Below are 19,202 nucleotides of genomic sequence, written 5' to 3' on the forward strand. Positions count from 1 at the left end.
TGAGGGGAAGGCCATGCAAAAGTTATCCACCGTGTTGAGCGTTGCGCTGCTGGCATTGAGCAGTGCCGGCGCCTACGCGGACTCAAGCTGCGACACCGTGAAGATGGCCGATCCGGGCTGGAGCGATATCGCCGCCACCAATGCCATCACCGGTTTTTTGTTGAACGGCATGGGCTACAAGGCCAAGGTCGACACCCTCGCGGTGCCGATCACCTTTGGCGGGCTCAAGGACGGCCAGGTGGATGTGTTCCTGGGTAACTGGATGCCGGCGCAGCAGGGCTTCTACGACAAGTTCGTGGCCAATGGCGATGTGGTGCAACTGGCGAAGAACCTCGACGGCACCGAGTTCACCCTCGCCGTGCCGGACTATGTGTGGGACGCCGGGGTGCATGATTTTGCCGACCTGAACAAGTTTGCCGACAAGTTCGACAAGAAGATCTACGGCATCGGTTCGGGTGCGCCGGCGAACATCTCGTTGCAGGAAATCATCAAGAAGAACGACTTTGACCTGGGCCAGTGGAAGCTGGTCGAGTCCAGCGAACAGGCAATGCTGGCCGAAGTGTCGCGGGCGGTGAAGAAGCAGAAGTTCGTGACCTTCCTCGGTTGGACGCCGCACCCGATGAACGTGCAATTGAAGATGCATTACCTCAAGGGTGGGGAGAAGTACTTCGGTGACACGGGCAGTGTGTATACGTTGACCCGCAAGGGCTATGCGCAGGCGTGCCCGAATGTGGGAAAATTGCTGACCAACTTGAGTTTCACCCAGCAGATGGAGAACGCCATCATGGCTGAGGTGGTGAACAAGAAGGTCAGTAATGCCGAGGCGGCAAAGGCGTGGATCAAGGCGAATCCGGCGGTGCTGGATAAGTGGCTGGACGGGGTTAAAACCGTGGACGGCCAGGATGCGCTGGCCGCAGTAAAAGCCAAACTCTAACGCACCGATCATTCCCACGCTCTGCGTGGGAATGCATCCTGTGACGCTCCGCGTCACGATTGCGCCTGATACCCTGATTCAAACCTCTCAATCCGAGCCCTCAATGCCCTGGCCCAACCGCCATACACTCTTCCCCTTCCTCAGCTGGCTACCGCGCCAAACCCGCGCCAGCGTCGGGCGGGACGCGATTGTCGGCCTAAGCGGCGCAGTCCTGGCGTTACCGCAATCCATTGCCTACGCGCTGATCGCCGGTCTCCCACCGGAGTACGGCCTGTACGCCGCGATCATCCCGGTGCTGATCGCCTGCCTCTGGGGCTCATCCTGGCACCTGATCTGCGGCCCCACGGCGGCGATTTCCATCGTGCTGTACGCCAGCGTCAGCCCGCTGGCGGTGCCCGGCTCCCAGGACTACATCACGCTCATCCTGTTGCTGACGTTCCTGGCCGGCGTCTTCCAGTGGCTATTGGGCATGCTGCGCTTCGGCGCCCTGGTGAACTTCGTCTCGCACTCAGTGGTACTCGGCTTCACCCTTGGCGCTGCGGTGGTGATTGCCCTGGGCCAGTTGCCCAACCTGCTGGGGCTGGACCTGCCCAGCCAGGCCACGGCGATCAACAGCCTGCTGGCGCTGATCAACCATGCAGGGGAATGGAATCATCCTTCACTGCTGCTTGGGCTCGGAACCTTGTTGGTGGGTGTGCTGCTCAAACTCTGGGTGCCGCGCTGGCCAACGCTGTTGATCGCGCTGGCCTTGGGCAGCCTAATCCCGTGGCTGTGGCCGGCGATGTTCGGGCAAGTGGCACGGGTCAGTTCGTTTGTCGGCAAGCTGCCGCCATTCAGCCCGCTGCCGATGGACCTGGATATGGTCTTGCGCCTGTTACCGAGTGCGGTGGCGGTGGGCATGCTGGGGCTGGTGACCAGCCTGTCGATTGCGCGCTCACTGTCGGCCCGCTCCCAGCAATTGCTCAATGCGAATCAGGAAGTGCGTGCGCAGGGTTTATCCAACATCGTTGGCGGATTTTTCTCCGGGTACTTGTCGGCAGGCTCCTTCACCCGTTCCGGCCTGAGCTATGAGGCGGGCGCTTGTTCGCCGCTGGCCGGGGTGTTTTCCGCGCTGTGGGTGGCGCTGTTTGCGTTGTTCGGCGCGGCGCTGATCGCGCATATCCCTATTCCGAGCATGGCCGCAAGCATCCTGCTGATTTGCTGGGGGTTGGTGGACCATCGCGGTATTCAGGCGCTGTTCCGGGTCAGCCGCGCGGAGTTCGTGGTGATGAGCCTGACCTGCATCGCCACGCTGTTGCTGGAATTGCAGACGGCGATTTACGCCGGGGTGCTGGCGTCGCTGTTTTTCTACCTCAAGCGCACCTCGCAGCCGCGAGTCCAGCAATGGCGTGACGGTGAGGAAGATGTGCTGCGAGTCGGTGGGTCGATCTTTTTCGGCGCCAGCCATTACCTGCAAGTGCGGCTGCAAAGCCTGCACGGCCAGCGGGTGGTGATCGAGGCGCAGCAGATCAACTTTATCGACTATTCCGGGGTGGAGATGCTGCACCAGGAAGCGCGCCGATTGAATGGACTGGGGCGAAGCCTGGCGTTGCGCAAAGCCCGGCCACAGGTGGTGGAGGAGCTGAAGAAGCTGGAAGGGGCCGACAAGTGCCCTATCCATTTCGAAGACTGAATGCGGTTGAACATGTGGGAGCGGGCTTGCTCGCGAATGCGGTGTATCAATCAATAAATATAGTGACTGGCACACCGCATTCGCGAGCAAGCCCGCTCCCACAATTAAATTTGCATCAAGCCAGTTGCCTACGCAGCTCAGCTAAAACCGGTGCCGAATCCGGCCGCACACCGCGCCACAGGAAGAACGCTTCCGCCGCCTGCTCCACCAGCATGCCCAAGCCATCCATTGCGACCGCTGCGCCATGCTCACTGGCCCAACGGCAGAACGCAGTAGGCTCCTTGGCGTACATCATGTCGTAGCAAAAAGTCTTTCCGGGGTCGATCAGGCTGCCCGCAATCGGCGGTACATCGCCTGACAGGCTGGCGGAAGTCGCGTTGATGATCAGGTCCACCGGCTCACGCAGCCAGTCGAAACCGCTGGCGGACACCGGGCCGAGGTCGTCGAACAGCCCGGCGAGCAATTCGGCTTTTTCCACGGTGCGGTTAGCGATGATCAGTGAAGCAGGTTGCTCTGCCAGCAACGGCTCCAAGGCACCGCGCACAGCACCACCGGCGCCCAGCAGCAGGATGCGTTTACCTTGCAGGCTGAACCCGGCATTCACCGTCAAATCCCGCACCAGGCCGGCGCCGTCGGTGTTGTCTCCCAGCAGGCTGCCATCGGCGAGTTTGCTCAGGGTGTTCACCGCGCCAGCCCGCTGGGCGCGCTCGGTCAGGCTGTTGGCCAGGCGATAGGCGTCTTCCTTGAACGGCACGGTGACGTTGGCGCCACGGCCTTGCTGGAAAAACTCGCGGGCACAGCCGGTGAAATCCTCCAGCGGCGCGAGCAATGTGCTGTAGCCCAGTTGCTCACCGGTTTGTTCGGCGAACAGGCGGTGAATCATCGGCGATTTGCTGTGGCCGATAGGGTTGCCGAAGACGACATAACGATCCATCAGACCGCCGCCTTGGGCAGCACGCCCAGCCAGTCGCGGTCTTGCAGGAAGTAGTCGGTGAGGCGCGCTTCTTCGCTGTCGGGTACGGCCTTCCAGTCATAGCTCCAGCGCACTTGCGGTGGCAACGACATCAGGATCGATTCAGTGCGCCCGCCCGATTGCAGGCCAAACAGCGTGCCGCGGTCGTAGACCAGGTTGAACTCGACGTAGCGGCCACGGCGGAATTCCTGGAACTCGCGCTGCTGCTCGGTATAGGCCATGGCCTTGCGGCGCTGAACGATCGGCAGGTAGGCGTCGATGTAAGCGTCGCCGATGGCGCGCATGAAGGCGAAGCTGGTGTCGAAGTCCCACTCGTTCAAATCATCGAAGAACAAACCGCCGATGCCGCGCGGTTCGTTACGGTGCTTGATGTGGAAGTAGGTGTCGCACCAGGCCTTGTAGCGCGAGTACACGTCCGGGCCAAACGGCGCGCAGGCCTGTTCGGCGACACGGTGCCAGTGGATGCAGTCTTCGTCGTTACCGTAGTAGGGCGTGAGGTCGAAGCCGCCACCGAACCACCACACCGGCTCTTCGCCTTCTTTTTCGGCGATGAAAAAGCGCACGTTGGCGTGGGAAGTCGGCACATGCGGGTTGTGCGGGTGGATCACCAGCGACACGCCGAGGGCTTCAAAACCGCGACCGGCCAATTCCGGGCGATGCGCACTGGCGGATGGTGGGAGGCCGCTGCCAAACACGTGGGAAAAGTTAACGCCGCCTTTTTCGATCACCGAACCGTTTTCGATCACACGGGTGCGACCACCGCCGCCGGCAGGCCGGGTCCAGGCGTCTTCGATAAAGCGAGTGTCCGTCTCGAAGGTTTCCAGGGCGCTGCAAATGCGGTCTTGCAAGTCGAGCAGGTAGGCTTTGACAGCCTCGGTGCGGGTAGTCATGACATCACCTTGAATCGGGCAAAGCTACGCGAGGCCATTGGGCGTCGGCGGCAAATGGGCGCACAGGATACCACTGCACTCAGGTCTGCCGTAGTTGACGAAGGTCAAGCTTAGGAGTCCGATAGGGGGCTACGCGAAATTGACTTGAGGAGAGTGCAGATGGCCAAACGTATCCAGTTCCGTGCCCATGGCGGCCCCGAAGTGCTTGAGTATGTGGACTACACCCCGGCAGACCCCGGCCCGCAACAGGTTCGCGTACAAAACAAGGCCATTGGCCTGAATTTCATCGACACCTATTTCCGCAGCGGCCTGTATGCGCCACCGGCCTTGCCGTCGGGCCTGGGCGCCGAAGGTGCGGGCGTTGTTGATGCGGTGGGCAGTGAAGTCACTCAATTCAAGGTCGGCGATCGTGTGGCCTACGGCAGTGGCCCGCTGGGCGCCTACAGCGAACTGCACGTGTTGCCGGCTGCCAACCTGGTGCACCTGCCGGACGACATCAGCTTCGAACAGGCCGCCGGCGCGATGCTCAAGGGCCTGACCGTGCAGTACCTTCTGCGCCAGACCTATGAGCTGAAAGGCGGCGAAACGATTCTGTTCCACGCCGCCGCCGGTGGTGTGGGCTCGCTGGCTTGCCAATGGGCCAAGGCCTTGGGCGTGAAGCTGATCGGTACGGTCAGTTCGCCGGAAAAGGCGGCGCAGGCCAAATCCCTCGGCGCCTGGGAAACCATCGACTACAGCAAGGAAAACGTCGCACAGCGCGTGCTGGAACTGACTGACGGCAAGAAATGCCCGGTGGTGTACGACGGTGTGGGCAAGGACACCTGGCTCACTTCGCTGGACAGCGTTGCGCCACGCGGGCTGGTGGTGAGTTTTGGGAATGCTTCGGGTGCTGTGGACGGGGTCAACCTGGGGATTCTGGCGGCCAAGGGCTCGCTGTATGTCACCCGGCCAACCTTGGCGACCTACGCCAACAACCCGGAAAACCTGCAGGCGATGGCGGATGATCTGTTTTCAATGATCATCAGCGGGAAGCTGCAGATTGATATTAATCAGCGGTTTTCGCTGGGGGATGCGGCGAAGGCGCAGACTGAGCTGTCGGCGCGGCGCACGACTGGGTCGACCATTCTGTTGCCGTAAGGCTTCAGATTCTTAGTGGCCCTGAGGGCCTCTTCGCGAGCAAGCCCGCTCCCACATTTGCCCGCATTCCAAAGGTGGAACTCGGTAAATGTGGGAGCGGCGGTGCGACGATTCGACTTGCTCGCGAATGCAGGCACCTCGGTCTCAGGAAGGCCGCACAACCTCACCCGTCGCCAAATCCCGAATCAGACTCGGGTTCTTGCGCCCCCCCAGATTCCCGCCCAACACCCGATCCACCTGCCCACGGAAATACTGCTCCACGCGAATCCGCGTGCGCGCCGCCGGGCGGCCCTGTGGGTTGGCCGAGGTGGATATCAGTGGCCCAACCAGCGAACACAAATCCCGCACCTGCGGATGATCAGTCACCCGAAGCGCCACCGTGTCATGCACCCCGGTAATCCACTCAGGCAACAAATCCTGATGGGGCACCAGCCACGTATTGGGACCCGGCCAGGTGCTGGCCATGCGGTCTATCCACAGATCAGGGAAGTCTTCGAACAAAAAATCAAACTGGCGGATATTGTCGGCGACCAGGATCAGCCCTTTATCCACAGACCGGCCCTTGATCGCCAGCAACCGATCCACAGCTTCCTCGTTCCAAGGGTCACAGCCCAGGCCCCAGACCGCCTCGGTTGGATAGGCAATCACCGCGCCTGCGCGAATTTCTCGTGCGGCTTCTCGCACACGCCACCTGTTGACCATTGCTCACTCTCCGGACTAAAGCTCTGCGCAGTTTACCGATCTTCGTTACAAAACCTAGCCGCGTGCAAGCCAGCGCCCGCTTTCGCAGATCACCCGGCCTTCCAGTTCCAGTTCCGTAAGGCTGGCCAGTACCTCGGACAAAGCCCTTCCGCTGGCAATCGCCAAGGCTTCACTGGTGTGGGGCGCGGCGTGCAACAACGCCACCAGCGGGTGAGTGACTGCAATCGGCGCCGGACGGGACAGCGCCTGCCAGCCGCGCAGGTTTTCGAGGATGTGTTCAATGGTTTCCACCAGCACCGCGCCATCACGGATCAGTTGATGGCAGCCTTTGGCGCCTGGGTGATGGATCGAGCCGGGAATCGCGTACACCTCACGCCCTTGCTCCGCTGCCAGCCGCGCGGTGATCAGCGAACCGCTGGCCATGCTGGCCTCCACCACCAGCACGCCGAGGGACAGGCCACTGATAATGCGGTTGCGCCTTGGGAAGTTGCCGGCCTGGGGCGGGGCGTCCAATGGAAACTCGGAAACCACGGCGCTGCCTTGGGCAATCATCGCCTCGGCCAGGCGACGGTGGCGCTGTGGATAAAATTTTTCGAGTCCGGTGCCCAGCACGCCGATTGTATGTCCACCAACATCCAAAGCCGCCTGGTGAGCGGCACCGTCGATGCCCAGGGCGAGGCCACTGGTAATGACAAAACCGGCACTCGCCAGGCTGCGGGAAAACGCGGCGGCGGTGTCCATTCCTGGCCTGGAGGCACGGCGGCTGCCGACCATCGCCAGTTGCGGTTTTTCCAGAATCGCCGGGTTACCGGCAACGAATAATAGCGGGGGCGCGTCATCCAGTTCTGCGAGCAGCGCCGGGTAGTCGGGTTGGTCCCACATCAGCAAATGCTGGGCCGGACGCTCCAACCAGCTCAATGCCGCACTGGCGCCATCACGTACTTCTTCGCTGCGCCGGGCATCGGCGCTGGCAGCCTTGAGGCCCAAGGAACGCCAGGCACTGGCCGGTGCACTGATGGCTTTTGACGCAGAACCGAACGCCTCAATGAGTTTTTGAAAACCTTTGGGACCCAGTTCCGGCAGCCTGTGCAAGCGTAGTCGGGCTTCCAGTTCTGCCGGGGAAATTTCGCGGTTATTCGTCGGTAACATTTGATCGTCCTTGATCGGAACAAGCTGTGGATAACTCTGTTGGTAACTTATTTAGCAACCTAATTATTGCCTTCGATCAGGAACCTCAAAACGGTCCATTGCGGCCAGCGACCGCGACGCGCTGAGCACCAGGCCATAACTGAGCTTTTCGTAGGTGCGAAACACCAATAGCGTTCCGGCAGGCTCGTCGGGAATCTTCACCGGGGCGCCGGTCATCCTGTCCCGAACGATTTCTCCAGCTTTCACCACGGCCAGCAAATGACCTTCCATCAGGCCATCACGGCGGCCCTTGTTCAGCGTGACCGCGTCCAGCACGCCGATCTGCGTCACACCTCGGGGCACGTCGATGATGTGCCCGGCAATCGCGCGGGCAGGCCACTGAATCACCAGGTTGGCCAGGTCAACAGTCGCTTGCTGGCTGAGCAATCGGTCCCCGGGGCGTACCTCCTGGGTGACCCGCTGTACGCCCAAGGTGCTGACGTCGCCCGCCGTCAAAAAGCGTGCGGTGCCGATATCGTCGGCGTTGATACCCAGCAATTCCTGGCTATCGGGGTCGGTGTATACCTTGCCCCGGCGGAAGATCCCGTAGCGTTGGACGGCAGGGTCCAGTGCGCCCCGCGCATAAACACGCTCGCCATTGGCACCCAATACCCGGCCGGCATCTGCGGCAACAATATAGGGAGCGTGGTCCAGCTCCTGGAGCGTATCGAGCATGCGGTTGTGCAGTAAAAAGCGCTGAATGGCTTGCTGAGTGTGCAGCGCCAGCGGCTGACCGGCCTGTGGATTGCTCGCGGGAACCTGGGCAACCACGGCCTGGGCCCACAGCAGCAAGACGAGTAGCGATTTCCTCATGGGGTGAATCTCCTTTATTATGTGCATTCGCGTGAAACGCCACAGCCATCGCGGCTCTCGGACGTTTTCCACCGGCGCCCGGGGTCCATCCCCCCGCGCCGACTTGCCTTTACCTCACATGTGCAGCAATTACGCTTATGGCTATTTTGAACATCCTCGAATTTCCGGACTCACGCCTGCGCACCATCGCCAAGCCAGTGGCCGTAGTGGACGCCAAGGTTCGTCAGTTGGTCGATGACATGTTTGAAACAATGTATGAAGCCCCGGGTATCGGCCTCGCCGCGACCCAGGTCGACGTGCATCAGCGCGTCGTGGTCATGGACCTGTCCGAAGACCGCAGCGAGCCCCTGGTGTTTATCAACCCTGAGTTCGAAACCCTGACCGACGAGATGGGCCAGTACCAGGAAGGCTGCCTGTCGGTGCCCGACTTCTACGAGAACGTCGACCGTCCCCAGCGCGTCAAGATCAACGCCCTGGACCGTGACGGCAAGCCGTTCGAGATGATTGCCGAAGGCCTGCTGGCGGTGTGCATCCAACACGAATGCGACCACCTCAACGGCAAGCTGTTTGTCGATTACCTGTCCACGCTTAAACGCGACCGGATCAAGAAGAAGCTGGAAAAGAAGCATCGCCAGCAAGCTTGATTCCCTTCTTTCAAAGGCTTGCTCCGGCAAGCCTTTTTCTTTTGTGAGACGTTTCCCATGACCGAGCCACTGCGCATCGTTTTTGCCGGCACCCCCGAATTCGCCGCCGAACACCTCAGGGCCCTGCTCGCCAGCCCGTATGAAATCGTGGCCGTCTACACCCAGCCCGATCGTCCGGCCGGTCGTGGGCAAAAACTGATGCCCAGCCCGGTCAAGCAACTGGCGCTGGAAAACAACATTGTGGTGCTGCAACCGCCAACCCTGCGCAACGCCGATGCCCAGGCCGAACTGGCTGCGCTGAAGCCGGACCTGCTGGTGGTGGTGGCCTACGGTTTGATCCTGCCCCAGGCCGTGCTGGATATCCCGCGCCTGGGCTGCATCAACAGCCACGCCTCGCTGCTGCCTCGCTGGCGCGGTGCGGCGCCGATCCAGCGTGCCATCGAAGCCGGTGACGCTGAAAGTGGTGTGACGGTGATGCGCATGGAGGCCGGCCTGGATACCGGCCCGATGCTGTTGAAAGTCACCACCCCGATCACCGGTGAAGACACAGGTGGCAGCCTGCACGATCGCCTCGCCGAAATGGGCCCGCCGGCTGTAGTCCAAGCCATCGCAGGCCTGGCCGCCGGTACCCTGGAAGGCGAAGTGCAGGACGACAGCCTCGCCACTTACGCTCACAAATTGAACAAGGACGAAGCCCGCATCGACTGGAGCCGCCCGGCCGTGGAGCTGGAGCGCCTGGTACGGGCCTTCAACCCATGGCCGATCTGCCACAGCACGCTCAACGGCGAAGCCCTGAAGGTACTGGCCGCCACCCTGGCCGACGGTAAGGGCGCGCCCGGTGAGATCATCGGCGCCAGCAAAGACGGTCTCCTAGTGGCCTGCGGTGAACAGGCGCTGTGTCTGACACGTCTGCAATTGCCCGGCGGCAAGGCGCTGAACTTCAGCGATTTGTTCAACAGCCGTCGTGAGAAATTTGCCGCAGGCATCATCCTCGGCCAAGCGGTGGACGCCCAATGAACCCACGTCTGGCCGCCGCCAAGGCCCTGGCCGCCGTACTCAACGGCAAGGCTTCCCTCAACAGTTCGTTGCCGATCCAACTGGATAAAGTCGAAGACCGCGACCGCGGCTTTACCCAAGACCTGGCCTTCGGTACCGCCCGCTGGCAGCCACGGTTGTCGGCACTGGCGGCCAAGCTGCTGCAAAAGCCGTTCAAGGCGGCGGACGCCGATGTTGAAGCGCTGCTGCTGGTGGGCCTGTACCAACTGCTCTACACCCGCGTGCCGGCCCACGCCGCTATCGGCGAAACCGTGGGTTGCGCCGAGAAGCTGAAAAAGCCCTGGGCCAAGGCCCTGCTCAACGCCGTGTTGCGCCGCGCCCAGCGTGAAAGCGAAGCACTGCTGGCCGAGCTGGAACACGACCCGGTGGTGCGCACCGCCCACCCACGCTGGCTGCAAAAATCCCTGAAGGCATTCTGGCCTGAGCAATGGGAAGCCATCTGCGCCGCCAACAACGCACACCCGCCGATGATTTTGCGGGTCAATCGCCGTCATCACACACGCGATGCGTATCTCACGTTGCTTGGCGAAGCCGGTGTAGCAGCCACAGCCTGTGTCTACAGCCAGGACGGCATCGTTCTTACAGAACCTGGCGATGTACGTACCCTGCCAGGCTTCGCCGAAGGCTGGATCAGCGTGCAGGACGAAGCTGCGCAACTGGCCGCCGACCTGCTGGACCTGGCTCCGGGCCAACGGGTGCTGGACGCCTGCTGCGCCCCCGGCGGCAAGACCTGCCACATCATGGAAGTGCAAGCAGACCTGGCCGGCGTCGTCGCCGTGGACCTGGAAGCCAAGCGCCTGGTGCGCGTGCGGGAAAACCTCGCCCGCCTGGGCCTCAGCGCCGAACTGATCGCCGCCGACGGCCGCGACACCGCCACCTGGTGGGACGGCAAGCCCTTCCAGCGCATCCTGCTGGACGCCCCGTGTTCCGCCACCGGCGTGATCCGTCGCCACCCGGACATCAAGCTGACCCGCCAACCCGACGACATTGCCGCCCTGGCCATGCTGCAAGGCGAGTTGCTGGACGCATTGTGGCCGACGCTCGAAGTCGGCGGCATCCTGCTGTACGCCACCTGCTCGACGCTGCCCACCGAAAACACCGAGGTCATCGAAGCTTTCCTTGCCCGCACCAGCGGCGCACGGGAACTGGACCTCGACATCCAGGCCGGGATCAAGCAGCCTCATGGCCGCCAGTTGCTGGCCCAGGAAGGCGGCCACGACGGTTTCTATTACGCCAAGCTGATCAAGATTGCCGCCGCTCGCGGCTGAATGGTTTAAGGGAGTGACCGGATGAAAATCATCATCCTCGGCGCAGGGCAGGTCGGCGGTACGCTGGCCGAGCATTTGGCCAGCGAAGCCAACGACATCACCGTGGTCGACACCGACGCGGAGCGCCTGCGGGATTTGGGCGACCGCCTGGACATCCGTACCGTACAAGGCCGCGCCTCGTTTCCTACGGTGCTGCGCCAGGCGGGCGCCGACGATGCCGACATGCTGGTGGCGGTCACCAACAGTGACGAGACCAACATGGTCGCCTGCCAGGTCGCGCACACCCTGTTCCACACCCCGACCAAAATCGCCCGGGTGCGTGAGGCGGCGTACCTGACCCGCGCCGGACTTTTCGACAATGACGCGATTCCGGTAGACGTGCTGATCAGCCCGGAACAGGTGGTGACCCACTACATCAAGCGCCTGATCGAACACCCAGGCGCCTTGCAGGTGATCGACTTTGCCGAAGGCAAGGCGCAACTGGTGGCGGTCAAGGCCTACTACGGCGGGCCGTTGGTGGGCCAGCAACTGCGCCAGCTGCGCGAGCACATGCCCAACGTCGAGACGCGGGTGGCAGCTATCTTCCGCCGCGACCGACCGATTCTGCCCCAGGGCGATACGGTAATCGAAGCCGACGACGAAGTATTTTTCATCGCTGCCAAGGCGAACATTCGCGCGGTGATGAGCGAAATGCGGCGGCTCGACGAAACCTACAAACGCATCGTCATTGCCGGCGGCGGCCAGATCGGCGAGCGGTTGGCCGAGGCCATCGAAAGCCGCTATCAGGTGAAGATCATCGAGATGAATCCGGCACGCTGCCGGTACTTGTCCGACACCCTCGACAGCACCGTGGTCCTGCAAGGCAGCGCTTCGGACCGCGACCTGCTGCTGGAAGAGAACATCGCCGACGCCGACATCTTCCTGGCCCTGACCAACGACGACGAAGCCAACATCATGTCGTCGTTGCTGGCCAAGCGGCTGGGGGCGAAGAAGGTGATGACCATCATCAACAACCCGGCCTATGTCGACCTGATCCAGGGCGGCGATATCGACATCGCCATCAGCCCGCAACTCGCGACCATCGGCACCTTGCTGGCCCACGTGCGGCGCGGCGATATCGTCAGCGTGCACTCGCTGCGCCGGGGCGCGGCGGAAGCCATCGAGGCGATTGCTCACGGTGATTCGAAGTCGAGCAAGGTGATTGGCAAAGCGATCCGCGACATTGGCCTGCCGCCGGGCACTACCATTGGCGCAATCATTCGCGATGAAGAAGTGATCATCGCCCACGACGACACGGTGATCGCCACCGGCGACCATGTGATTTTGTTCCTTGTGGATAAAAAACATATCCGCGATGTGGAGAAGCTGTTCCACGTGGGCCTGAGCTTTTTCTGATCAAGCGGAGTGACCGACATGCTCGAATCCCTGGAAAAAATGCTCGCCAAGGGTGTGGATAACTCACTGCTGCGGTTTGGTTTGGGCAAGGGTTATCTGGATCTGAAGGACAACGCCAAGGCGGCCGAGCATTTGCAGAAGTGCGTCGAGTTCGATCCGAAGTATTCGGCGGCGTGGAAGCTGTTGGGTAAAGCGCAGCTGGGGCAGGGTGATAACGGCGCAGCGCGACTAGCTTGGGAGAAAGGCATAGAAGCGGCCCTGGCGCATGGCGACAAACAGGCCGAAAAAGAAATGACGGTGTTCTTGAAGAAACTCGACCGCCAGGCCTGACGCAATACCAAAATGTGGGAGGGGGCTTGCTCCCGAAGGCGGTGGTTCAGTCAAATATGCATCGACTGACCCACTGCTTTCGGGAGCAAGCCACCTCCCACATTGGTTTTGCATGAGTCTTGAATCAGCGATGAATCAGTACCAGCGCGCCTCACCCGGCGGGCGTTTCTTGAAGCGCTTCATGCTCCACATGTACTGGCTCGGATAGGCGGCCACGTACCGCTCCACCACCTTGCTCATCGCCGCACACGAAGTCGCGGTGTCGGTGCTGTACATGTCTTCCGGCGCCGCTTCCAAAATCACTTTATAGCCCGAGCCATCCGGCAGCCGCAGCGCATGCAGGAACACTCCAACCGCTTTGTGCCCCGCCAACATGTTCGGCACAAACTTGCTGGTCAGCGCCTGGGTGGCGAAGAACGGCACAAAGATCCCGGCCGATTCCGCAGGCTCCGGGTCTGCGGGAATGCCCACCTGGCCGCCTTTGCGCACTTCCTTGATCACACTGAGGATGCCTTCCTTGGTAGACGCCGCCACGCGATTGCCCAGTTGCACGCGCTGTTTGCGCAGCAAGTCATCCACCGCCTTGAGCTTGGGCGGACGGTAGAAAATGATCGGTTTGCACTGGCTGCAATAGAAGTGGTTCAGCACTTCCCAGTTGCCCAGGTGGCTGGTGATGCCCACCACGCCTTTGCCCGAGGCCAATGCTTCGTGCAGCACTTCCAGGCCTTCGACTTCGCGCACCAGGTCGATGGAACGTTGGGCCGGCCAGATCCACGCGCAGGCACTTTCAGTCAGGGACTTGCCGATGTCCTTGAGGCTCTGGCCCACCAGGCGTTCGCGCTCGGCCGGGTCCATGTCGGGGAAGCATTTGGAGAGGTTGATCCGCACCGTCTCGCGGGAACGGTTGGGGGTTTTCCACATGATCCAGCCAATCGCCGAACCGACCGCTTGCACCGCGCGCCAAGGCAGCAGGGCAAACAACCGCAGAGCGCCTACCAGCAAGGCGCCTTTAAACTTTTCCACAGGTCACTCCTGATCGTGTGTGGTGCGCAAAGCCGCCATTCTAACCGGCGTTGGCCAGGTCCGCGTAACGGTCACAGTCTTGGGTGTGGTCCATGACCATGCCCGAGGCCTGCATGAACGCGTAGCAGATGGTCGGCCCGACGAACGTGAAGCCAGCTTTTTTCAGCGCTTTACTCATCGCTTCAGCCTCGGGCGTAATCGCCGGAACCTGGCTGCGGTCCGTGAAATGATTGACCTTGGGCACGCCGCCAACAAACGACCAGAGCAACCCCACAGGGTCCTTGAGCGCCAGCCAGGCAGCGGCATTGCGCCGTGTGGCATTGAGTTTCAGGCGGTTACGCACGATGCCCGGATCGAGCATCAGCGCTTCGACCTCGGCATCGCTCAGTTGTGCCAAACGCTGCGCATCAAAGCCGAACAAGACCTTTCGATAATGCTCGCGTTTGCGTAAAACGGTGATCCAGGACAGGCCCGCCTGGAACCCTTCGAGCAAAAGCAACTCGAACAAACCCTGCGCATCGCGCAGCGGCGTTCCCCACTCCTGATCGTGATAAGCCATGTACAGCGGATCTTCAGAACACCAAAAGCAGCGTGGCATAAGGCTCCAGGGGATGGTGGCGCGGCCGAATCGGGTATACTCCCGCTCTTTAAATCGCAGCCCAAGTAACAGGTGAATTTCGTGAGCCAGCCTACGCCAGCCGTGCGTACCTTCCAAGACTTGATCCTCGCCCTCCAGCAATACTGGGCCGAGCAAGGTTGTGTGGTACTTCAGCCCTACGATATGGAAGTAGGCGCCGGCACTTTCCACACCGCTACCTTCCTGCGGGCCATCGGCCCGGAAACCTGGAACGCCGCTTATGTGCAGCCCAGTCGTCGCCCGACTGACGGCCGCTACGGCGAAAACCCGAACCGCCTGCAGCACTACTACCAGTTTCAGGTGGTGTTGAAGCCCAACCCGGACAACTTCCAGGAGCTGTACCTGGGCTCGCTGAAACATGTCGGCCTGGACCCGCTGGTCCACGACATCCGTTTCGTCGAAGACAACTGGGAATCGCCAACCCTGGGCGCCTGGGGCCTGGGCTGGGAAGTCTGGCTCAACGGCATGGAAGTGACGCAGTTCACTTACTTCCAGCAAGCCGGCGGCATCGAGTGCTACCCGGTGACCGGCGAGATCACCTACGGTCTCGAGCGCCTGGCCATGTACCTGCAAGGCGTGGATTCGGTCTACGACCTGGTGTGGGCTGACGGCCCGTTCGGCAAGGTTACCTACGGCGATGTGTTCCACCAGAACGAAGTGGAGCAGTCGACCTACAACTTCGAACACGCCAACGTCGAGAAGCTGTTCGAACTGTTCGACTTCTATGAAAGCGAAGCCAAGCGCCTGATCGAACTGGATCAGCCGTTGCCGTTGCCGAGCTATGAAATGGTGTTGAAGGCTTCCCACACCTTCAACCTGCTGGACGCTCGCCGTGCCATCTCGGTGACTGCGCGCCAGCAATACATTCTGCGTGTACGCACCCTGGCGCGTTCCGTCGCCCAAGCCTACCTGCTGGCTCGCGCCAAGCTGGGCTTCCCGATGGCGCACCCGGACCTGCGTGATGAAGTGTTGGCTAAGCTGGAGGCTGCACAATGAGTGCTCAAGATTTCCTGGTTGAACTGGGCACCGAAGAGCTGCCACCCAAGGCACTGAACACCCTGGCCGACGCATTCCTGGCCGGTATTGAAAAAGGCCTGCAAACCGCTGGCCTGAAGTTCGCCGCAAAGAAGGTCTACGCCGCGCCGCGCCGCCTGGCTGTATTGCTCACCGCGCTGGAAACCCAGCAGCCGGACCGCAGCATCAACCTCGACGGCCCGCCACGCCAGGCTGCTTTCGATGCTGAAGGCAACCCGACTCAAGCCGCCCTTGGTTTCGCCAAGAAGTGTGGCGTTGAGCTGAGCGAAATCGACCAGAGCGGTCCGAAACTGCGCTTCAGCCAGGTCATCAAGGGCAAGCCGACTGTCAGCCTGTTGCCGACCATTGTTGAAGACTCGCTGAACGACCTGCCGATCCCCAAGCGCATGCGCTGGGGTGCCCGCAAGGAAGAGTTCGTGCGTCCAACCCAATGGTTGGTCATGCTGCTGGGCGACGAAGTCGTCGACTGCACCATCCTCGCCCAGAAGGCAGGCCGTGATTCCCGTGGTCACCGCTTCCACCATCCTGAAGCCGTGCGTATCACCGCGCCGGCCAACTACCTCAATGACCTGCGTGCAGCCTACGTGCTGGCGGATGCCAATGAGCGTCGCGAGCTGATCAGCAAGCGCACCGAAGAGCTGGCCCGCCTGCAGGAAGGCACCGCCATCGTGCCGCCAAGCCTAATGGACGAAGTGACCGCGTTGGTTGAATGGCCGGTGCCGCTGGTGTGCTCGTTCGAAGAGCGTTTCCTCGACGTGCCGCAAGAAGCGCTGATCACCACCATGCAGGACAACCAGAAGTATTTCTGCCTGCTGGACGTGGATGGCAAATTGCTGCCGCGCTTCATTACCGTGGCTAACATCGAAAGCAAGGACCCGCAGCAGATCATCGCCGGTAACGAGAAAGTCGTTCGCCCGCGTTTGACCGACGCCGAGTTCTTCTTCAAGCAAGACAAGAAGCAGAAGCTGGAAGACTTCAACCTGCGCCTGCAAAACGTGGTGTTCCAGGAAAAACTCGGCAGCGTCTACGACAAGGCTGTGCGGGTTTCCAAGCTGGCGGCCTACATTGCTCCACGCATTGGCGGCGACCCGGCCTGGGCTGCGCGTGCAGGCTTACTGTCCAAGTGCGACCTGGCCACCGAGATGGTCGGCGAGTTCCCGGAGATGCAAGGTGTTGCCGGTTACTACTACGCCCTCAATGACGGCGAGCCGCAAGACGTAGCACTGGCACTGAACGAGCAGTACATGCCGCGCGGTGCTGGCGCCGAGCTGCCGACCACCCTCACCGGTGCGGCCGTGGCCATCGCTGACAAGCTGGATACCCTCGTCGGTATCTTCGGTATCGGCATGTTGCCTACCGGCAGCAAAGACCCGTATGCCCTGCGCCGTGCGGCCCTGGGCGTGCTGCGTATCCTGATCGACAAGAAGCTCGACCTCGACCTGACCCAGGCCGTGGTGTTCGCTGTCGGCCAGTTTGGTGCCAAGGTCAAGCAAGCGGGCCTGGCCGAGCAAGTGCTGGAGTTCGTGTTCGACCGCCTGCGTGCGCGTTACGAAGACGAAGGCGTGGACGTTTCGGTGTACCTGTCGGTGCGTGCCCTGCAGCCGGGTTCGGCGCTGGACTTCGACCAACGCGTACAAGCCGTTCAGGCCTTCCGCAAGCTGCCGGAAGCCGATGCCCTGGCCGCCGTGAACAAGCGTGTGTCGAACCTGCTGAGCAAGGCCGACAACCTCGGCAATGCCGAAGTCGACCCGGGCCTGTTTGCCGATGCCAAGGAGTTCTCGCTGAACTCGGCCATCGCCAAGGCAGAAAACGCAGTGAAGCCGCTGATCGCCGAACGCAATTACGCCGAAGCACTGGCGCGCCTGGCCACCTTGCGTGAGCCGGTGGATGCGTTCTTCGAAGCGGTGATGATCAATGCCGAAGACGTGGGCGTGCGGAAAAACCGCTACGCCATGCTGGCGCGTCTGCGTGGCTTGTTCGTCAACATCGCTGACATTTCGACGCTGAGCTGACCATGTTGAAACTGCTGATTCTCGACCGTGACGGCGTGATCAATTACGACTCCGACGCTTACATCAAATCGGTGGCGGAATGGATTCCACTGCCCGGCTCGATCGAGGCCATCGCGCAGTTGAGCAAAGCGGGCTGGACGGTGGCCATCGCCACCAACCAGTCCGGCATCGCCCGCGGCTACTACGACATCGCCACCCTCGACGCCATGCACGCGCGCCTGCGCACGCTGGTGGCCGAGCAGGGCGGCGACGTAGGGCTGGTGGTGTATTGCCCGCACGGCCCCGATGAAGGCTGCGATTGCCGCAAGCCCAAACCGGGTATGCTTAAAACTATTGCTGAACATTACAACGTGCCATTGGCTGGGCTATGGTTTGTCGGGGACAGCCTCGGTGACCTGGAAGCCGCCAAAGCCGTCGACTCTCAGCCAGTTTTGGTAAAAACCGGGAAAGGCGAAAAGACCCAGGCTAAGACCCTGCCGGTGGGTACCTTGATTTTTGACGATCTGGCGGCGGTTGCCGCAGAACTTATCAACAACTAGCAGCCCTTCTGACTTCCTGATCAAGGATTGTTCGGGAGCGCGCTTTTAACAGGCGGGCGTTGTCCCGCAACGGTAAATGCCGCCATGTCGATTTTGCAGGCCATCAGAACCTTCTTCTTTTACCTGCTGCTGGGCACCAGTTCTCTTCTCTGGTGCACCCTGAGCTTTTTTATCGCGCCTTTTCTGCCGTTCAAGGCGCGCTATCGTTTCATCAACGTCTTCTGGTGCAACTGCGCGTTGTGGTTGACCAAGGTGTTCCTGAACATTCGTTTCGAGATCAAGGGCGCCGAAAACGTCCCGGACCAGCCTTGCGTGATTCTGTCGAACCACCAGAGCACCTGGGAGACCTTCTTCCTGTCTGCGTACTTCTCGCCCCTGAGCCAGGTGCTCAAGCGTGAGTTGCTATACGTGCCATTTTTCGGCTGGGCCATGGCCATGCTGCGGCCGATCGCCATTGACCGCGACAACCCCAAGGCCGCGCTCAAGCATGTGGCGAAGAAGGGTGACGAACTGCTCAAGGATGGTGTTTGGGTGCTGATCTTCCCGGAGGGTACACGGGTGCCCTACGGCACTGTGGGCAAGTTCTCACGTGGCGGTACGGCCTTGGCGGTGAACGCCGGCCTGCCAGTGCTGCCGATTGCCCACAACGCCGGCAAGTTCTGGCCAAAGACTGGCTGGGCAAAGCGTGAAGGCACCATCACCGTGATCATTGGCGAACCGATGTACGCCGAGGGCGAAGGCCCACGCGCCATTGCAGCGCTGAACGACCGCGCCCAGGCCTGGAATGAAGCACAGCAACGCGCCATGGGCTCACTGCCGCCAGAGCCGGTTGTCGTCGACACGCCGGTGATTTGAGTTTCTGTGGATAACCTGTGTACGGTTTGTTGGCGAATTGCGCTTTTTCGCTTATAGGTTACTGATTTAATTACATATTTCTCAAGCTCATAAAACCAT

19 protein-coding genes are annotated in these 19,202 nt (G+C 61.3%); 12 read left to right on the plus strand and 7 right to left on the minus strand.

Annotated elements, in window-relative coordinates; all coding sequences use genetic code 11:
* Positions 1-13 precede the first annotated feature (13 nt).
* Together choX and CEC48_RS00230 are read left to right on the plus strand one after the other, a co-directional pair.
* Positions 14-934 carry a choline ABC transporter substrate-binding protein gene (choX, locus tag CEC48_RS00225; protein WP_088421927.1) on the plus strand — a complete coding sequence of 307 codons (921 nt, stop codon included), beginning with the start codon at positions 14-16 and terminating at the stop codon, positions 932-934.
* Between the two features lie 103 nt (positions 935-1,037).
* On the plus strand, positions 1,038-2,606 hold the full coding sequence (locus CEC48_RS00230) for a SulP family inorganic anion transporter (protein ID WP_088421928.1): 1,569 nt from the start codon (positions 1,038-1,040) through the stop codon (positions 2,604-2,606).
* Positions 2,607-2,721: 115 nt separating this feature from the next.
* On the opposite strand, the gene aroE is transcribed toward CEC48_RS00230, so the two are convergent.
* Entirely contained in the window at positions 2,722-3,540 is an 819-nt protein-coding gene (gene aroE / locus CEC48_RS00235) for a shikimate dehydrogenase (protein WP_088421929.1), read from the minus strand.
* Complete coding sequence (gene hemF / locus CEC48_RS00240; RefSeq protein ID WP_088421930.1) at positions 3,540-4,469, minus strand: oxygen-dependent coproporphyrinogen oxidase; 930 nt, start codon at positions 4,467-4,469, stop codon at positions 3,540-3,542. Before hemF ends, aroE begins: the two co-directional genes overlap by 1 nt.
* Positions 4,470-4,628: 159 nt before the next feature.
* Between hemF and CEC48_RS00245 the strand changes: the two genes are divergently transcribed.
* Positions 4,629-5,606: an NADPH:quinone reductase gene (locus CEC48_RS00245; protein WP_088421931.1), complete on the plus strand. Its 978-nt coding sequence runs from the start codon at positions 4,629-4,631 to the stop codon at positions 5,604-5,606.
* Positions 5,607-5,750: 144 nt separating this feature from the next.
* Here the strand turns inward: CEC48_RS00245 and CEC48_RS00250 are convergent, their stop codons facing one another.
* The 3 genes from CEC48_RS00250 to CEC48_RS00260 all read right to left on the minus strand — a co-directional run bounded on the left by CEC48_RS00250 (position 5,751) and on the right by CEC48_RS00260 (position 8,309).
* Complete coding sequence (locus CEC48_RS00250) at positions 5,751-6,308, minus strand: L-threonylcarbamoyladenylate synthase (RefSeq protein WP_088421932.1); 558 nt, start codon at positions 6,306-6,308, stop codon at positions 5,751-5,753.
* A gap of 54 nt (positions 6,309-6,362) precedes the next feature.
* Positions 6,363-7,457, minus strand: coding sequence for a DNA-processing protein DprA (dprA, locus tag CEC48_RS00255; protein ID WP_088421933.1), 1,095 nt, complete (start codon positions 7,455-7,457; stop codon positions 6,363-6,365).
* A 63-nt stretch (positions 7,458-7,520) separates the two neighbouring features.
* Positions 7,521-8,309: a peptidoglycan-binding protein gene (locus tag CEC48_RS00260; protein ID WP_088421934.1), complete on the minus strand. Its 789-nt coding sequence runs from the start codon at positions 8,307-8,309 to the stop codon at positions 7,521-7,523.
* Positions 8,310-8,446: 137 nt separating this feature from the next.
* On the opposite strand from CEC48_RS00260, the gene def reads away from it, so the two are divergent.
* The 5 genes from def to CEC48_RS00285 are packed head-to-tail and all read left to right on the plus strand — an operon-like array spanning position 8,447 to position 13,002.
* Positions 8,447-8,953 carry a peptide deformylase gene (gene def, locus CEC48_RS00265; protein ID WP_088421935.1) on the plus strand — a complete coding sequence of 169 codons (507 nt, stop codon included), beginning with the start codon at positions 8,447-8,449 and terminating at the stop codon, positions 8,951-8,953.
* A 57-nt stretch (positions 8,954-9,010) separates the two neighbouring features.
* Entirely contained in the window at positions 9,011-9,970 is a 960-nt protein-coding gene (fmt, locus tag CEC48_RS00270; protein ID WP_088421936.1) for a methionyl-tRNA formyltransferase, read from the plus strand.
* On the plus strand, positions 9,967-11,277 hold the full coding sequence (gene rsmB, locus CEC48_RS00275) for a 16S rRNA (cytosine(967)-C(5))-methyltransferase RsmB (RefSeq protein WP_088421937.1): 1,311 nt from the start codon (positions 9,967-9,969) through the stop codon (positions 11,275-11,277). The genes fmt and rsmB overlap by 4 nt, the downstream gene beginning before the upstream one ends.
* 21 nt (positions 11,278-11,298) lie before the next feature.
* Positions 11,299-12,672 (plus strand): Trk system potassium transporter TrkA, encoded by a 1,374-nt coding sequence (gene trkA, locus CEC48_RS00280; protein WP_003213611.1) that lies wholly within the window; start codon positions 11,299-11,301, stop codon positions 12,670-12,672.
* Between the two features lie 18 nt (positions 12,673-12,690).
* On the plus strand, positions 12,691-13,002 hold the full coding sequence (locus CEC48_RS00285) for a lipopolysaccharide assembly protein LapB (RefSeq protein WP_088421938.1): 312 nt from the start codon (positions 12,691-12,693) through the stop codon (positions 13,000-13,002).
* Between the two features lie 135 nt (positions 13,003-13,137).
* On the opposite strand, the gene CEC48_RS00290 is transcribed toward CEC48_RS00285, so the two are convergent.
* Both CEC48_RS00290 and CEC48_RS00295 read right to left on the minus strand, forming a co-directional pair.
* Positions 13,138-14,025, minus strand: coding sequence for a lysophospholipid acyltransferase (locus CEC48_RS00290; RefSeq protein WP_088421939.1), 888 nt, complete (start codon positions 14,023-14,025; stop codon positions 13,138-13,140).
* A 40-nt stretch (positions 14,026-14,065) separates the two neighbouring features.
* The gene (locus tag CEC48_RS00295; protein ID WP_088421940.1) at positions 14,066-14,623 is read right to left on the minus strand and encodes a DNA-3-methyladenine glycosylase I; all 558 of its coding nucleotides are present in this window, start codon (positions 14,621-14,623) and stop codon (positions 14,066-14,068) included.
* Positions 14,624-14,704: 81 nt separating this feature from the next.
* Between CEC48_RS00295 and glyQ the strand changes: the two genes are divergently transcribed.
* From glyQ to CEC48_RS00315, 4 genes are all read left to right on the plus strand, one after another.
* Entirely contained in the window at positions 14,705-15,658 is a 954-nt protein-coding gene (glyQ, locus tag CEC48_RS00300) for a glycine--tRNA ligase subunit alpha (RefSeq protein ID WP_071486670.1), read from the plus strand.
* Positions 15,655-17,709, plus strand: a complete 2,055-nt coding sequence (gene glyS, locus CEC48_RS00305) for a glycine--tRNA ligase subunit beta (protein WP_088421941.1) — start codon at positions 15,655-15,657, stop codon at positions 17,707-17,709. Before glyQ ends, glyS begins: the two co-directional genes overlap by 4 nt.
* A gap of 2 nt (positions 17,710-17,711) precedes the next feature.
* Positions 17,712-18,248, plus strand: a complete 537-nt coding sequence (gene gmhB / locus CEC48_RS00310) for a D-glycero-beta-D-manno-heptose 1,7-bisphosphate 7-phosphatase (RefSeq protein ID WP_176438638.1) — start codon at positions 17,712-17,714, stop codon at positions 18,246-18,248.
* An 84-nt stretch (positions 18,249-18,332) separates the two neighbouring features.
* Positions 18,333-19,103 carry a 1-acyl-sn-glycerol-3-phosphate acyltransferase gene (locus CEC48_RS00315; RefSeq protein WP_076013274.1) on the plus strand — a complete coding sequence of 257 codons (771 nt, stop codon included), beginning with the start codon at positions 18,333-18,335 and terminating at the stop codon, positions 19,101-19,103.
* Positions 19,104-19,202 lie beyond the last annotated feature (99 nt).

This window comes from Pseudomonas sp. K2I15, assembly GCF_002204795.1.
Taxonomy (GTDB): Bacteria; Pseudomonadota; Gammaproteobacteria; order Pseudomonadales; family Pseudomonadaceae; genus Aquipseudomonas.

What these genes read in the sequence shown, in the direction of transcription:
- CEC48_RS00285 (WP_088421938.1), top strand. Translation starts at nt 12,691, where the DNA reads ATGCTCGAATCCCTGGAAAAAATGCTCGCCAAGGGTGTGGATAACTCA.
- CEC48_RS00260 (WP_088421934.1), bottom strand. Translation starts at nt 8,309, where the DNA reads ATGAGGAAATCGCTACTCGTCTTGCTGCTGTGGGCCCAGGCCGTGGTT.
- hemF (WP_088421930.1), bottom strand. Translation starts at nt 4,469, where the DNA reads ATGACTACCCGCACCGAGGCTGTCAAAGCCTACCTGCTCGACTTGCAA.
- CEC48_RS00250 (WP_088421932.1), bottom strand. Translation starts at nt 6,308, where the DNA reads ATGGTCAACAGGTGGCGTGTGCGAGAAGCCGCACGAGAAATTCGCGCA.
- CEC48_RS00230 (WP_088421928.1), top strand. Translation starts at nt 1,038, where the DNA reads ATGCCCTGGCCCAACCGCCATACACTCTTCCCCTTCCTCAGCTGGCTA.
- CEC48_RS00295 (WP_088421940.1), bottom strand. Translation starts at nt 14,623, where the DNA reads ATGCCACGCTGCTTTTGGTGTTCTGAAGATCCGCTGTACATGGCTTAT.
- CEC48_RS00315 (WP_076013274.1), top strand. Translation starts at nt 18,333, where the DNA reads ATGTCGATTTTGCAGGCCATCAGAACCTTCTTCTTTTACCTGCTGCTG.
- fmt (WP_088421936.1), top strand. Translation starts at nt 9,011, where the DNA reads ATGACCGAGCCACTGCGCATCGTTTTTGCCGGCACCCCCGAATTCGCC.
- aroE (WP_088421929.1), bottom strand. Translation starts at nt 3,540, where the DNA reads ATGGATCGTTATGTCGTCTTCGGCAACCCTATCGGCCACAGCAAATCG.
- dprA (WP_088421933.1), bottom strand. Translation starts at nt 7,457, where the DNA reads ATGTTACCGACGAATAACCGCGAAATTTCCCCGGCAGAACTGGAAGCC.
- def (WP_088421935.1), top strand. Translation starts at nt 8,447, where the DNA reads ATGGCTATTTTGAACATCCTCGAATTTCCGGACTCACGCCTGCGCACC.
- choX (WP_088421927.1), top strand. Translation starts at nt 14, where the DNA reads ATGCAAAAGTTATCCACCGTGTTGAGCGTTGCGCTGCTGGCATTGAGC.
- rsmB (WP_088421937.1), top strand. Translation starts at nt 9,967, where the DNA reads ATGAACCCACGTCTGGCCGCCGCCAAGGCCCTGGCCGCCGTACTCAAC.
- gmhB (WP_176438638.1), top strand. Translation starts at nt 17,712, where the DNA reads ATGTTGAAACTGCTGATTCTCGACCGTGACGGCGTGATCAATTACGAC.
- CEC48_RS00245 (WP_088421931.1), top strand. Translation starts at nt 4,629, where the DNA reads ATGGCCAAACGTATCCAGTTCCGTGCCCATGGCGGCCCCGAAGTGCTT.
- trkA (WP_003213611.1), top strand. Translation starts at nt 11,299, where the DNA reads ATGAAAATCATCATCCTCGGCGCAGGGCAGGTCGGCGGTACGCTGGCC.
- glyS (WP_088421941.1), top strand. Translation starts at nt 15,655, where the DNA reads ATGAGTGCTCAAGATTTCCTGGTTGAACTGGGCACCGAAGAGCTGCCA.